Origin of the sequence: Sphingomonas sp. TDK1, from assembly GCF_001650735.1 — a bacterium.
In the GTDB taxonomy this organism is placed as follows: domain Bacteria; phylum Pseudomonadota; class Alphaproteobacteria; order Sphingomonadales; family Sphingomonadaceae; genus Sphingomonas.
Map to the genome: position 1 here is coordinate 221,324 of NZ_LXVY01000003.1, position 14,082 is coordinate 235,405.

The following is a 14,082-nucleotide window of genomic DNA, read 5'->3' on the forward strand; positions in this document are numbered from 1 at the left end:
TGTTCGAAAAGTCACCGCACGATGGCGGGGTGCGGCAAGCGCGGAGCGCCGAGCAGGTCGCGGTAGGAGGGGGGCTGGCGCGCACCATCGGTGATGCCGAGTTCCTGCGCGATCTCGGCGCCGATCAGGGTCTGCCCGCTGAACGCCATGCGGCGGGACGAGGCATGCAGCGCGGCGAGGATTTGTCCCGTGAACTCCGGCCGCTCGGCATTTGCCATCAACGCGGCATATTGCTCCGGCCGCTGTCGGGCTGCGCGCGCGGTCCGTTCGGTCGCGAGCGGCCCCATCCAGATCGAGAGCGCCGCAACGTCATGGCCGCGCAGGTCCACCGCCATATCGGCGGCAAACTTGTCCACGCCGGCCTTCTGCGCGCCATAGGCCGGCCCATGCATGTAGCAGGCGCTGCCGAACGACGACGTGAAGGCGATCAGGGCGCCGCCGGTACGGATCATCAACGGGGCGGCATGGAAACTGGCGACGTAGCCGGACCGAAGGCCGACCTCGAGAATGTCGACGAGCTCCAGAGGGCGCTGCCAAAAGCCACCGGGTTCGATCAGGGAATCATGGATGGTCGTGGCGTTGTTGACCAGAAGGTCCAGGCGGCCGCGCTCCGCCTCGATCCGTGCTAACAGTGCCTGCACCGCACCGTCGTCCCGATGGTCCACCGATACCGCCGTGCCGCGCCCGCCCAGGGCATCCACCTGCTGCGCGGTGGCACCGATCGTGCCAGGCAACGCCGCGCTTCCTTCGACGACCGTTCGACCGGTCACATAGACGTGCCAGCCCTGCTTGCCGAGCGCGCGGGCGATTCCGGCACCGGCGCCGCGGCTGGCGCCGGTCACGACGGCAACGTTGCGAAACGGCTCCGTGCCGTGTCGACCGCTCTCCGTGTCTGCCTCCGCCATCCGTCGATCCTTCTCCGCCGCGTGCCGCACTGCCGGCGACTTGCTGACAGCGAATGTCGCGGTTTGATGCGGGTTACGTCAAGCATAAATGTTGCAATTAGCATTTGCATTGACGAAATGCGTAGATCAGAATATCGAATCATAAGCAAATGGCCAAACGGACAATGTGCCGGGCCTAACACGGAGAGGTGCGATGGCAACGCAGATTCGCTTGGACGTTCCGACCCCCGATCCGGACGAACTCGTGGCGCGCGCACGCGCCATGATTCCGGCTCTGCGCGACCGAGCCCGGCAGGCGACGGCGGCGCGGCGTATTCCCGATGAGACCATTGCCGAGATGCGGGAGGCGGGCTTCTTCCGCGTTCTCCAGCCGCGGCGCTGGGGCGGCTACGAGATGGATCCAGAGGTGTTCTTTTCGGTGCAGAAGGCACTGGCCGAAGGGTGCATGTCGACGGGATGGGTCTATGGCGTGGTTGGTTGCCACCCCTATGAGATCGCGCTGTTCGATGCGCGCGCGCAAGCCGAGGTTTGGGGCGAGGATGATGGGGTGCTGATCTCCTCGTCTTACCAGCCGGTCGGCAAGGTCGAGCATGCCGAGGGCGGCTTCTACCTGTCCGGGCGCTGGGGCTTTTCCAGCGGCAGCGAACATTGCGACTGGGTGTTGCTCGGCGCGCTCGTGCCGCCGGCCGAGGCGGGTGGTTTCCCCGACATGCGCACCTTTCTGCTGCCGCGCCGAGACTACCGCATCGAGGATGCGTGGCACGTGTTCGGCCTCCAGGGTACCGGCAGCCAGGACATTGTGGTGGAGCGTGCCTTCGTTCCCGCCTATCGCACGCACCGCGCTGCCGACGGGTTCGCCTGTACGAATCCGGGCCAGGCCGCGAACGACGGTGCGCTGTATCGCCTGCCCTGGGCACAGATCTTCGTCCGGTCGGTTTCGACCGCCGCGATCGGGGGGGCGCGTGCGGCCATCCAGGCGGCGCTGACCATCGCCGGCGATCGTGTTTCGACCAATACGGGCAAGGCGTCGAAGTCCGATCCCGTCCTTCTGGCCGCCATTGCGCGGGCGAGCGCGGAGGTTCGCGAGATGGACCTGGCGCTCGGCGCGAGTTTCCAGGCGATGATGACGCAGGCGCGCGAAGGGCGGCCGATCCCGATGGAGGATCGGGCGATGAACCGGTTCCAGTCGTCCACCGTCGTGCGGCGTTGTGCGGGCCTGGTCGACGCGTTGCTGCCGCTGCTGGGTGGCCGGGCGATCTACATGTCGAGTGCGATCGTTCAGCCCTGGCTCGATCTGAATGCCGCACGCGCACATGTCGCCAACGATCCCGGGAACATGGCGGGTGACGTGGTGGCGACGATGCGGGGCGAAGCGCCCTCGTTCCTCTTCCTCTGAGGCTGCTGTGGAGATCGCGACACACGTCTACCGAACCGCCGCCGGATACGACATCTCGGTCGGCATGGTCGGGGAGGGGCCGGCAGTGGTCTTTCTCCATGGAAGCGGGCCGGGCGCTTCGGCGCGCTCCAATTTCGCCGGTAACATCGCGGCCTTCGTGGCGGCGGGATTTCGCGTCGTGCTGCCCGACCTCATCGGCTATGGCGCGTCGGCAAAGCCGGTCGGCATCGATTATACGCTCGACCTCTTCGCCGGCACCGTGCGCGATGCGCTGCACAGGGCGGGAATCGAGCGTGCCTCGCTCGTCGGCAACTCGCTGGGGGGCGGCATCGCCTTGCAGATCGCGTTGGAGGATCCGGCCTGGGTCGACCGTCTGGTGCTGATGGCACCCGGCTGTGTCGAGGAACGCGAAACCTATTTCGCCATGCCGGGGATCGCGCGCATGGTCGGCGATTTCACCAGCCCGGACTTTTCGCTGGAGGATCAGCGGCGCCTGGTTGCCAATCTGGTGTACGATCCCTCGGTCATCACCGACGGCCTCGTCGCCGAGCGCTATGCGGTGGCGCGGACGCAGCCAAAGGATGTGCTCGCGCGCATGCGCACGCCCAATCTGGCGCCGCGTCTGGGAGAGATCGCTTGTCCGATCCTCGGCTTCTGGGGCGCGGACGACGCGTTCTGCCCGGCAAGCGGCGCCCATCATTTCCTCGACGCGTGCCGCGACGTTCGGTTCATGACCTTCAATCGCACCGGCCACTGGGTGCAGGTCGAGCGGACGTCCGAATTCAACGCTTATACGATCGGCTTCCTCCATGGCTGAACAGATTTCCCATATCGCAGAATTATACGCGGCGCTTCGCGATCGGCGCACCGTCGCGCCCCTGATCGCCCGGTACCCGACGCTCACCATCGACGACGCCTATGCGATTTCGCTCGGTGTGCTCGCGCGCCGGCTGGCCGATGGCGAGCGCGTCGTCGGCAAGAAGATCGGCGTCACGTCGAAAGCTGTCCAGGACATGCTCGGCGTCCATCAGCCCGATTTCGGGTTTCTGACCGACCGCATGCTGGTGGGCGAAGAGATCGACATCGCCGGGCATGGGCTCATCCAGCCGCGGGCGGAGGCGGAGATCGCCTTCCTCCTGCGCGCGGACCTGAACGGCCCCGGCGTCACGCCCGAACAGGTGCTTGACGCGACGGAGAGCATCGCGCCCTGCTTCGAGATCGTCGACAGCCGTATCGACGACTGGAAGATCGGGATCGTCGACACGGTTGCCGACAACGCGTCCTGCGGCGTGTTCGTGCTGGGGGACGCGCGTGTCGCGCCACGGGACCTGGATCTGGCGGCGCTACGCGTCACCGTCACGAAGAACGGCCTGCCGCTGTCGGAAGGCCTCGGATCGGCCGTGCAGGGGTCGCCGCTGCAGGCAGTCGCCTGGCTCGCGAATACGCTGGGCGCGTACGGCGTCACCCTCAACGCGGGCGACATCATCCTGTCCGGCTCGCTGGTCCCGCTGGAGCCGGCGCGCGCCGGCGACCTGTTCACGATGGAATTGCATGGCGTGGGCGGGTGCACCGCCCGGTTCGTCTGAGGGGAGAAGCGGGTGGGCAAAGTGAAGGCGGCAATCATCGGGTCCGGGAACATCGGAACCGATCTGATGATGAAGATGGTCAAGAATCCCCAGCATATGGATCTGGCCGCGGTGGTGGGCATCGATGCGAACTCGGAGGGGCTTGCCCTGGCACGGGAACGGGGCGTCGCCACCACGCATGACGGCATCGAAGGCCTTCGGCGACTGCCGGACTATGCCGATATCGCCATCGTATTCGATGCGACCAGCGCGTACGCACATGCGCAGCATGACGCCGCGCTGCGTGCCGACGGCAAGCGGGTGATCGACCTCACCCCGGCGGCGATCGGCCCGTTCACGGTGCCGCCGGTCAATCTCGATGCCAATGCCGACCAGGGCAACGTCAACATGGTGACCTGCGGTGGGCAGGCGACGATCCCCATGGTCGCGGCGGTCTCGCAGGTCGCCATGGTCCATTATGCCGAAATCGTGGCGTCGGTCTCGTCCCGCTCGGCCGGCCCCGGCACACGTGCCAATATCGATGAATTCACGCGCACGACGGCACGCGCGATCGAGGAGGTCGGCGGTGCGGCCAAGGGGAAGGCGATCATCATCCTCAATCCCGCGGAGCCGCCGATGGTGATGCGCGACACGGTGTTCACCCTTTCGGAGGGCGCCGACGAGGAAGCGATCCGCCGATCCGTGCTGGCGATGGTAGGAAAAGTGCAGTGCTATGTGCCGGGCTACCGCCTGAAGCAGGACGTCCAGTTCGAGCGGTTCGGTGACAACAATCCCCTGACGATTCCAGGTCGGGGCGTCTTCACCGGCGTAAAGACCTCGATCTTTCTCGAAGTGGAAGGGGCTGGGGATTATCTGCCAAGCTATTCGGGAAATCTGGACATCATGACGGCTGCGGCGAAAGCAACCGGCGAGCTGCTGGCCGCCCGGATCCTGTCGGCGCGGGGAGAGGCTGCATGACCTTCGACATGACCCGCAACCGGCTCTACATCCAGGACGTCACGCTGCGCGACGGCATGCACGCGATCCGGCACATGTACGGCATCGATCACGTTCGCGCCATTGCCGCGGCATTGGACGCGGCCGGCGTCGATGCGATCGAGGTAGCGCATGGCGACGGACTGAGCGGTGCGAGCTTCAACTACGGGTTCGGCGCACACACCGACTGGGAATGGCTGGAAGCCGTGGCGGAGGTGCTGCAACAGGCCGTCCTTACCACGCTCATCCTCCCCGGCGTGGGTACGGTCGACGAACTGCGGCGGGCCTATGCTCTCGGCGTTCGCTCGGTACGGGTTGCGACCCATTGCACCGAAGCGAACGTGTCCAAGCAGCATATCGGAATCGCGCGCGACCTGGGGATGGACGTGGCCGGCTTTCTGATGATGAGCCACATGATCGAGCCGGACGCCCTGGCGCAGCAGGCGCTGCTGATGGAAAGCTATGGCGCGCAATGCGTCTATGTGACCGATTCCGGCGGTGCACTCGACATGGACGGCGTTCGCGCGCGGTTCGAGGCATATGATCGGGTGCTGCGGCCCGAGACACAGCGGGGGATGCACGCGCACCACAATCTGTCGCTCGGCGTCGCCAACTCGATCGTCGCGGCGCAATGCGGTGCGCTTCGGATCGACGCGAGTCTGGCCGGCATGGGGGCAGGGGCCGGCAATGCGCCGCTGGAAGTGTTTGTCGCAGCGATCGATCGCAAGGGGTGGCAGCATGGCTGCGATGTGATGGCGCTGATGGATGCGGCGGAGGATCTCGTCCGTCCGTTGCAGGATCGGCCCGTCCGCGTCGACCGCGAGACGCTGTCGCTGGGCTATGCGGGGGTCTATTCGAGCTTCCTGCGCCATGCGGAGCGGGCCGCCGAAACCTATGGCCTCGACACGCGCGCGATCCTCGTCGAACTGGGGCGCCGAAAGATGGTGGGCGGACAGGAAGACATGATCGTCGACGTCGCGCTCGACATGCTGCGGCAGCGGGAAGAGGCGTGAACGCGATCGCCGTTTCGCTTCACTGTCCCCTGCCGGTCGCACAGGTGCCGGGCTGGGACATGGAAACCGACGTCGCGGTGATCGGCTTCGGCGCGGCCGGCGCCTGTGCTGCGATCGAGGCGGCCCGGGCGGGAGCCTCGGTCACCATCTTAGAGCGCAATTCGGGCAGCGGCGGGGCGTCTGCGCTTTCGGGCGGCGAAATCTATATCGGCGGGGGCGGCGGCACCGATGCCCAGCGGGGCGCCGGCTTCGAAGATCGTACGGAGGACTTTGCCGCCTATCTGAAGGCGGCCGGCGGCCCATGTGCGGATGTCGCGAAATGCGATCTCTATGCGGCCGAGGCGCTTGGTCACTATGCCTGGCTCAAGGCGCAGGGCGTACCCTATCGGGGTAACTTCCTGCCGGGCAAGCATGTCGAGCCCGTCGACGATTCGACGCTGATCTGGTCGGGCAGCGAGGCCGCGGCGCCGTTTTGCGATCTCGCCAGGCCCGCGCCGCGCGGACACGTCATCCAGCATCAGGGGTGGGGCGGCGGTCGACCCTTGCTCGACATCCTGGAGGCAAGAGCCCGCGAAGCCGGCGTGGGCGTGGAGGTCGATGCGCGGGTCGTCGCCCTGATCGGAGAGGTGGGGAGGATCGAGGGTCTTGTCGTCCGGATCGACAACAGGCTGCGGTTCGTGCGGGCGGCGCGCGGCGTCGTGCTGGCCACCGGTGGATTCGCGATGAACCCGGAGATGCTGTCGAAATATTGTGCGGATACCCAGCGCATCGCAGCGCCGATCGGCGACAAGGATGACGGCGTGGGCATCATGCTGGGGCTGGGCGCCGGCGGGGAGGCGATCCATATGGAGCAATTCTTCACCACCTGCCCATGGACCATGCCGGAAAGCCACGCATATGGCGTGTTCGTCAACCAGGCCGGGCAACGCTTCATCAACGAGGATGCCTATCACGGACGGGTCAGCCGGGCGGCGATCGATCAGCCGGGGGATCGCGTGTTCCTGCTTCTCGACAACGCACATTTCGTGCAGCCGTTGAAGCTTGCGGGGATCAGCATCGCCGGCACCGGTGACAGCTGGGAAGAGGTCGAGGCGGAGCTCGACATGACCGCGGGAACGCTTTCGGCGACGATGGCCTTCTACAATCTGCATGCGCGGGAGGGGCGTGACCCGCTGTTCGACAAACGGGCACCGATCCTGACGCCCCTCGACCAGGGGCCGTTCGTCGCGCTCGAGCTTCACTTTCGCAACAGCTATTTCAGCTTCTTCACGCTGGGCGGGCTGCGCACGTCGACCGAGGGCGAAGTGCTGGATCGCGAGGGCGAGCCGATCGCAGGATTGTTCGCTGCGGGGCGCTGCACCAGCGGCCTTCCGGCCTGGGGCCATGGCTATAGCTCCGGGCTCAGCCTGGCCGACTGTACGTTCTTCGGCCGGCGCGCCGGGCTGGCGGCCGCACGGGCGGGGCGATGACCGCCACCCTGGCAGACGAGACGCGGCGGGCGTTGCGGTGTCTGGCCCAGTCGGTCACCGTCATCACCTGCCAACATGGCGGCGAACGGGCGGCGATGGCCGCGACGGCGATCAACGCGCTCAGTCTCGATCCGCCCTCGCTGCTGGCCTGTGTCCACCGTAACGCCTCGATGCACGCGGCGTTGCGCGCTGCACCGCGCTATGCGATCAACGTTCTGCAACGGCGGCATGAACCGCTGTCCAAGCTATGCGGGGGCGGCGCGCGCGGCGAGGCGCGGTTCGCTGACAATGTCTGGAAGGATGTCGATGGCTTGCCAGTGCTGGCGGATGCGCAGGCAGCGTTCCTCTGCACGCTCGACCGCACGATCGACTATGGCTCGCACACCATCTTCATCGGCCTCGTTCAGGCCGCGCTGGCGGCAGAGGCGATCGACCCGCTGCTCTATGTCGATGGCCAGTACGCGGGTATTGTAGCCGGAGGAGGCGAAGGAGCCCTATATGCTTGATCCACATATCGCGGGCCTGATGCAGGCGATGGCGGCGCAGGGCTTCGCTTTGCCGAGACCGCTCACCGCTGCCGCGTTGCGGGGGATGTTCGATCAGCCGATGCCGGCACCGCCGGTGGAGATCGCCGAGGTTCGGGACGTCATCGTGCCCACCGCGCACGCGGACCTTCGCGCGCGCTTGTACCGCGACGGCGGGGCGGCCTTGCCCCTGGTCGTGTTCTTGCACGGTGGCGGCTTCGTGCATGGCACGCTCGACACGCATGACCGGCTGTCGCGGGCGATCGCCAGAGACGCAGAATGTTCGGTTCTGTCCCTGGCGTATAGGCTGGCCCCGGAACATGTTTTCCCTGCTGCCTATGAGGATGCGCTGGCGGCGGTGCGGTGGGCGATGGCCGCGGGGCAGACGCTGGGTTGCGACGGCGCGCGCGTTGCAGTCGCGGGCGACAGCGCGGGCGGCAACCTCGCAGCGGCGGTTGCTGCCACCCTCGCCGGCGAAGGCACGGTCCTGGCCCACCAGCTTCTGTTCTATCCGGTGCTCGACGGCCGGTGCGACACGGCATCCTATCAGACAGAAGCGCCCGGGTTCCTGTCCCCGGACCAGATGCGCTGGTACTGGGATCAATATGCGACGGGCGCGGACCGCACCGATCCGCGGGCGTCGCCGGCGCTGGCCGCGATGTCCGGGGTGCAACCGTCCGCGACCATCATCCTCGCCGGCAACGACCCGCTTCACGACGAGGGGCTGGCCTATGCCGATGCGCTACGGGCGTCGGGCACGGCCGTCACCCTGCGCGACGATAACGGGGCGGTGCATGGCTATGTCAGCCTGTTCGGCATGATTCCGCTCGCCGACGACGCGCTGGCCACCGCCACCGGGTCTTTGCGGGCGGCGCTGCACCGCTGACGCGCAGGCAGCGCCGCCTGGGTCAGGCCGCTGCCTGCGTGCGCTTGTCGACCGTCGCATAGATGCCGTTGACGTTCGTCTGGATCCGCGGCGCTTCGGCGATGGGATTATAGAATTGGCGATACCAGGTGCGGCCCTTTTCGACCGGGCCGTCGCCGCGCACCTTCAGCGGCGAAAGGGCGGGCCGCTTGTACTTCCAGATTTCGAAGTCCTGGGCGAAGGCGTCGAGGCTCGCTTGCTGATAGGCGCGCGCCGCCGGCACATCGGCATCGGTGGCCTGGGCCTTGTCCGTCTTGACCATCAGGGCATGCCAGACCCGGATCCGCCCATCCTCCACCGGCGTGTGCGCGATCAGCATATGCGTCGGATAATCGCCGAGCATCTTCGACTGGAGGATGGCCGGGCCGGTGTACCAGGTGTCGGTCTTGAGCAACTGACCGGGCGCCGACACCAGCGTGCGATGCCCCGCGCCGAAATATTGCCACGCGATGTGGCCGTCGAATTCGTTGACGAAATATTCGACGTCGCATGAACCGTGGATCGGCACGAAATGGGCGAAGTCGGTCATGTTGTCGAACACCTCCTGTGGGTGCTGCGGCAACTCACCCAGATCGTCGATGACCCAGCGAACCCAGGACGGGTCGTCCCAAGCGGCGAATTCGGGCAGTTCGTGATCGGGGGCATTGCCCTCTTCATCGTGCCACATCCAGATCACGCCTGCCCGCTCGATGACCGGCCATGACGCGATCCGGGCGGCCTGCGGGATTCGCTGGTCGGAATAGGGGATGTGGTTGCAGACGCCGTCGGGGCCGAACCGCCAGCCATGGAACGGGCATCGTATCGATTCCCCGTCAATGCGCTGCGCGTCGCGAACGATATAGGACGTCTCGTTGCGGGCGAGATGCGCACCCATGTGCGGGCAATAGGCGTCGACCAGATGGGGGGTGCCTGACTGGCCACGGTACAGCACCATGTCGCGCGCGAAGAAGCGGATGGCGACGGGCTCTGCCTGCACGGTCGAGGCGTCGGCGATCATGTGCCAGCCCCGGGCGAAGGTGTGCGGCCCCAAACGATAATCGGCAGTTTGTGCCAAGGCGTCTCTCCTGATTCTTTGTCCGCAAACGATAACGATCCCGTGCGCGGTTGAAGAGTGCACAGTAACGGTGCAGAAACGCACAATGCTGGAGTGGGACGATCTTCGGATATTTCAGGAGGCGGTGCGTTCCGGCGACTATTCGTCCGCGGCGCGCAAGCTGGGCATGAATCGCACGACGATCGGGCGGCGCATGGCCAGGCTGGAGCGGGCGGTCGGAAACGAGATCTGGCAATTGACCGAGGCGGGCTATCGACCGACCGCGCTGGGGCGCGCGCTGCTGAGGATCGCCACGCGCACGGAGCAGGCGCTGGGGCAGCTGGACGGCATGTTGCCGCCGCCGAACGTGATCCGTGTGGCGGGCACCGCCGGCCTGGCGGACTGGGCGTTGACCCGGTTGAAGGCGACTGTCCCGCCAAGGCTGGAATCGGTGCCGGCGCTTGACGGCGTGGCGGCGCTGCAGTCGCGGCTCGCTGATCTGGCGATCGTGATCGTCCGCGACCTGCCGGCCGGGCTCGACGGACGACGGGTCGGGCCGTTCGAGCAGGGGCGATATGTCGGCCCGGCGGACAACCGGACCGCGCTGGGCTGGTCGCACGCACTGATGCTGGCGAATCCGCAGGGGTGGGCGCGGTTGAATGCGGTGGACGATGCACCGCTGGAAGTGTCGTCCTACGCGGTCCTGAAGGAAGCCGTTGCCGCCGACCTTGGTTCAGGGTGGCTTTGGCAGGTAATGGGCGACGCGGACCCGCGCCTGAAGCGGATCGAGGCGCGTGCAGGGGGTGCCGCGACTGCGGACCTTTGGGTTCTGCATCGCGCGGAGCCGCCGCCATCGCCGGCGTTGCTGGCGCTGCGCGATGCGCTGGTCGACAGCCTTCAGGCGTTGTCGTCGTTGATCCCGAGCGCGTCCATGGCTGCCAGATAGCCGAAGGTCATACCCGGCCCCAGCGTCGCGCCCGCGCCAGGATAGGAATAGCCCATTACCGAACCCGCGCAGTTGCCGACGGCATAGAGGCCGGCGATGGGCGTGTCGTCGGCGCGAAGCACATGGGCGCGCTCGTCCGTGACCAGGCCGCCGCTCGTGCCGATGTCGCCGAGATACAGCGGCATGGCATAGAATGGCCCTTTCTCGATCGTACCCAGCGTGGGATTCGGTGCGTGGCGCGGATCGCCATAAAGCCGGTCGTAGTCGGCGTCGCCCCGATGGAAGTCTTCGTCCTTGCCTCGGCGCGCGAAGTCGTTGAACCGGGCGACGGTGGCCGACAGGGCGCCGGCCGGCACGCCGATCCTGCCGGCAAGCGCCGCGATGGTTGCCCCCTTGCGGAGCGTTTCCCGCGCCGCCCGGGGCAGCAGCGCGTCGGGAACGCCGGGTAGAATGGGCCCCATCGGGTAGCGCGCGCGATAGGTCGAATCGAAGACGATCCAGCTCGGCTCCGTTCCGGCACCAGCGACGCTGCTTGTCGCCATCGCCTCGCCGAAACGGTGATAGGCAAGCGCTTCGTTGACATAGCGCAGGCCCGCCTGGTTCACGACCAGCGAGTGCGGCAGCGCACGCTCGATGGTCGACAAACGGGCGCGCTCTTCTCCCGGAATGCGCAGCACCGGCGCCCACCAGGCTGCATCGAGATTGCGGGTGGCGGCGCCCACCGCGCCCGCGATGTCGAGCATGTCGCCCGTATTGTTGACCTGCGAACCGCTGGCCGCGGGATCGGCGTCGCTGCGCAGGTGCGCGGCGCGGCGCGCGCGATTGCGCTCGAAGCCGCCCGCCGCCAGGATCACGCCTCGGCGTGCCGAGATCTGCACGGGTTCGCCCGACTGCTCGACCACCGCACCGGTCACACGGCCCCCGGCCATCGTCAGCGACGACAGTCGCGTATCGAGCCAGAGCTGCCCCCCGGCGTCGTCCAGCGCGGTGCGCAATTGGCCGAGCAGGGCGGTGCCGAGGGTCAATCGCCGGTCGCGCGGGCTGCGCAGCCGCTGGGGAAAGTCCAGCCAATAGCTGGCCATCACCTTCATCAGGATCTTGGCCCAGCCCTTGGGCCGGAACAGGACGACATTGGTTTCGGCGAAGTTCCAGTTGATGCGTCCCCACAGGCTCGCGGCAGGGGAGGCGCGTTGCATCGTATCAAAGGCAGCGCGCCGCATCCTGGAGGCGTGATAGTCGGTCGGCAAATGGGTCCGATAGCCCGTGCGCGCGCCGGCGACTTCCGGGTAATAGTCGGGATAGGGAAGGGGAACGTAGCCGATGCCGATCGCGCGCCCGATCCAGTCGAGCATGCGCGGCGCGCCATCGACAAAGCCGCGGATCTGATCATCGGTGACATTGTCGGCGGTCAGCGCGCGGATATAGGCGAACGCGGACTCGGGATCGTCGGGGTGGCCGGCCGCCGCGGCGAGGTTGCTGCCGGGGATCCAGATACCGCCCCCCGACGTGGCCGATGTGCCGCCCCAGAGCGCGCCCTTTTCGACCACGAGGACGCGCGCGCCCTGGGTTGCGCCGCGAACCGCGGCGACGAGGCCGGCGGCGCCGCTGCCGACGATCAGCAGATCGAATGCTTCGTGTCTCATGCCGCTTCCCCTTCTTGCGACGCCCAGGCACGCAGGACGAACTTCTGCACCTTGCCTGCCGCATTGAGAGGCAGCTGCTCGACGAAGACAATCCGTCGCGGTACCTTGTAGTTGGCCATCTCGGCCCGCGCCCAGGCGATCAGTTCCTCCGCGCCGATGCGCGTTGCCGGGCGCAGCCGGCAATAGGCGACGGGGACATGTCCCAGCCTTTCGTCCGGCTGTTCGACGATTGCGGCCTGGGCGATCGCGGGATGCGCGGCCAGGATGGCCTCGACTTCGGCCGGGTAGACGTTGAAGCCGCCGACGGTGAACATGTCGTCCGATCGATCGGTGATCGCGATGTTGCCCGCCTCGTCCGCAACCGCGACGTCGCCCGTGCGCAGCCAGCCCTCGGCATCGATCGCGCGCGCGGTTGCGGCCGGGTCGCCGATATAGCAGCGCATCACGCCGATGCCCCGGACCTGCAGATGTCCCCGCGTGCCGGGGCCGACGGGGCTGCCGGCTTCGTCGACCAGGCGTATCTCGACCCCTTCGACCGGTCTACCCGCGGTGTTCGCGACAACCTCCACCGGGTCGTCCGGCGAGCACATGGTGACGAGCCCGCAATTCTCGGTAAGACCATAGGCGGTGAGAACGGTTTGAAATCCGAGCATGTCGCGCATGTCGCGGATCAGGGTGGCCGGCACCTTGGCAGCCCCGGTGATCGCGAGGCGCAACGACGTCGTGTTCCGGTCCTCCAAGGGTTCGGCCAGCAGGGACTGGTATATTGTCGGCGGGCCGGGGAGCCAGGTGATCTTCTCGCGCTCGATCCGGTCCAGCACCTTTGCCGCGTCGAAGACCGCATGCGGCAGGATGGTCGCCCCACGCAGCAGCGCCACCAGCCAGCCGGCCTTGTACCCAAAGCTGTGGAAGAAGGGATTGGCCCCCAAACCGACATCCCCGGAACCCAATCCCAGGCGTTCGCCGTAGATCGAGAACAAACGGACATTTTGGCCATGGGTCGTCGTCGCGCCCTTGGGCGCCCCGGTGGTCCCGGAGCTGAAGAGAATGTCGCTCGGATGGTCTGGCAGCAGCAGGTCCAGTCGGCTCACCGCGCTATCTGCGGCAAGGGGAGGCGGCCCGTCGACGGGATCGATCATCACGATCTGGGACAGCGTCTCGATCGGGAAGGGCGCGATCATATCCGCGAAGCGGGCTCCGAGAAATTCCGGCACGGTCAGCAACAGACGGACACCGGCGGTTGAAAGGATGTGCGCGGCCTCGCGACCCTTCAGCCGTGTGTTCAGCGGCACCATCACCGCGCCTGCGCTCTGGATCGCCAGAGCGGCGATGATCCATCCGGGGCAGTTGGGTGCCCATAGCGCCACCGTGTCGCCCGGCACGATCCCCTGATCGATGAGACCTGCAGCCGCGGCGAGCACACGCGGTTCCAGATCCTGATATGCGATCTCGGTTCCGTCTTCTCCGCGCATCGCGATCGCGCCCTGGTGGCGCGCTGCAGCGGCGAACACAGCGTGGGGAATGGTTTGTCTGATCACCGGCCTCTCCTGCTGCGTGCGTGCCGCGGGACGGCCGAACTTACCATCACCATCTGGTAATTATCGCGAGGAAGCGCCGCCGATACTCCCTCCGAGCACCGAGAGACGGGCAGGAGAGGCGGCGGCGTG

Annotated in this window: 13 protein-coding genes; 9 read left to right on the forward strand and 4 right to left on the reverse strand. The window is 67.0% G+C overall.

The features are described from left to right. Nucleotides 1-11: 11 nt before the first annotated feature. On the reverse strand, nt 12-905 hold the full coding sequence (locus A7X12_RS03195) for an SDR family NAD(P)-dependent oxidoreductase (RefSeq protein WP_064310184.1): 894 nt from the start codon (nt 903-905) through the stop codon (nt 12-14). A gap of 193 nt (nt 906-1,098) precedes the next feature. On the opposite strand from A7X12_RS03195, the gene A7X12_RS03200 reads away from it, so the two are divergent. The 8 genes from A7X12_RS03200 to A7X12_RS03235 are packed head-to-tail and all read left to right on the forward strand — an operon-like array spanning nt 1,099 to nt 8,754. Then, a complete protein-coding gene (locus A7X12_RS03200) occupies nt 1,099-2,301 on the forward strand; it encodes an acyl-CoA dehydrogenase family protein (RefSeq protein WP_064310185.1) in 1,203 nt (400 codons plus the stop codon). Nucleotides 2,302-2,308: 7 nt separating this feature from the next. After that, the gene (locus A7X12_RS03205; RefSeq protein WP_064310186.1) at nt 2,309-3,118 is read left to right on the forward strand and encodes an alpha/beta fold hydrolase; all 810 of its coding nucleotides are present in this window, start codon (nt 2,309-2,311) and stop codon (nt 3,116-3,118) included. Further along, nucleotides 3,111-3,887 (forward strand): fumarylacetoacetate hydrolase family protein, encoded by a 777-nt coding sequence (locus A7X12_RS03210; protein ID WP_064310187.1) that lies wholly within the window; start codon nt 3,111-3,113, stop codon nt 3,885-3,887. The genes A7X12_RS03205 and A7X12_RS03210 overlap by 8 nt, the downstream gene beginning before the upstream one ends. Nucleotides 3,888-3,899: 12 nt before the next feature. Further along, on the forward strand, nt 3,900-4,844 hold the full coding sequence (locus A7X12_RS03215) for an acetaldehyde dehydrogenase (acetylating) (protein WP_064310188.1): 945 nt from the start codon (nt 3,900-3,902) through the stop codon (nt 4,842-4,844). Further along, a complete protein-coding gene (gene dmpG / locus A7X12_RS03220) occupies nt 4,841-5,875 on the forward strand; it encodes a 4-hydroxy-2-oxovalerate aldolase (RefSeq protein ID WP_064310189.1) in 1,035 nt (344 codons plus the stop codon). The genes A7X12_RS03215 and dmpG overlap by 4 nt, the downstream gene beginning before the upstream one ends. Next, on the forward strand, nt 5,872-7,344 hold the full coding sequence (locus tag A7X12_RS03225; RefSeq protein ID WP_232318311.1) for an FAD-dependent oxidoreductase: 1,473 nt from the start codon (nt 5,872-5,874) through the stop codon (nt 7,342-7,344). Before dmpG ends, A7X12_RS03225 begins: the two co-directional genes overlap by 4 nt. Next, complete coding sequence (locus A7X12_RS03230) at nt 7,341-7,850, forward strand: flavin reductase family protein (RefSeq protein WP_064310190.1); 510 nt, start codon at nt 7,341-7,343, stop codon at nt 7,848-7,850. The genes A7X12_RS03225 and A7X12_RS03230 overlap by 4 nt, the downstream gene beginning before the upstream one ends. Further along, complete coding sequence (locus tag A7X12_RS03235) at nt 7,843-8,754, forward strand: alpha/beta hydrolase (RefSeq protein WP_064310191.1); 912 nt, start codon at nt 7,843-7,845, stop codon at nt 8,752-8,754. Before A7X12_RS03230 ends, A7X12_RS03235 begins: the two co-directional genes overlap by 8 nt. Nucleotides 8,755-8,776: 22 nt before the next feature. On the opposite strand, the gene A7X12_RS03240 is transcribed toward A7X12_RS03235, so the two are convergent. Beyond that, nucleotides 8,777-9,847 carry a Rieske 2Fe-2S domain-containing protein gene (locus tag A7X12_RS03240; protein WP_064310192.1) on the reverse strand — a complete coding sequence of 357 codons (1,071 nt, stop codon included), beginning with the start codon at nt 9,845-9,847 and terminating at the stop codon, nt 8,777-8,779. Nucleotides 9,848-9,917: 70 nt separating this feature from the next. Here A7X12_RS03240 and A7X12_RS03245 point away from each other — a divergent pair, with 70 nt between their 5' ends. Beyond that, complete coding sequence (locus A7X12_RS03245) at nt 9,918-10,772, forward strand: LysR family transcriptional regulator (protein WP_232318313.1); 855 nt, start codon at nt 9,918-9,920, stop codon at nt 10,770-10,772. Here A7X12_RS03245 and A7X12_RS03250 read toward each other — a convergent pair. Both A7X12_RS03250 and A7X12_RS03255 read right to left on the reverse strand, forming a co-directional pair. Beyond that, nucleotides 10,724-12,415, reverse strand: coding sequence for an FAD-dependent oxidoreductase (locus A7X12_RS03250; RefSeq protein ID WP_064310194.1), 1,692 nt, complete (start codon nt 12,413-12,415; stop codon nt 10,724-10,726). The two genes, A7X12_RS03245 and A7X12_RS03250, sit on opposite strands and share 49 nt — an antisense overlap. Next, nucleotides 12,412-13,953: an AMP-binding protein gene (locus A7X12_RS03255; protein WP_198161846.1), complete on the reverse strand. Its 1,542-nt coding sequence runs from the start codon at nt 13,951-13,953 to the stop codon at nt 12,412-12,414. The genes A7X12_RS03250 and A7X12_RS03255 overlap by 4 nt, the downstream gene beginning before the upstream one ends. Nucleotides 13,954-14,082: the final 129 nt, after the last annotated feature.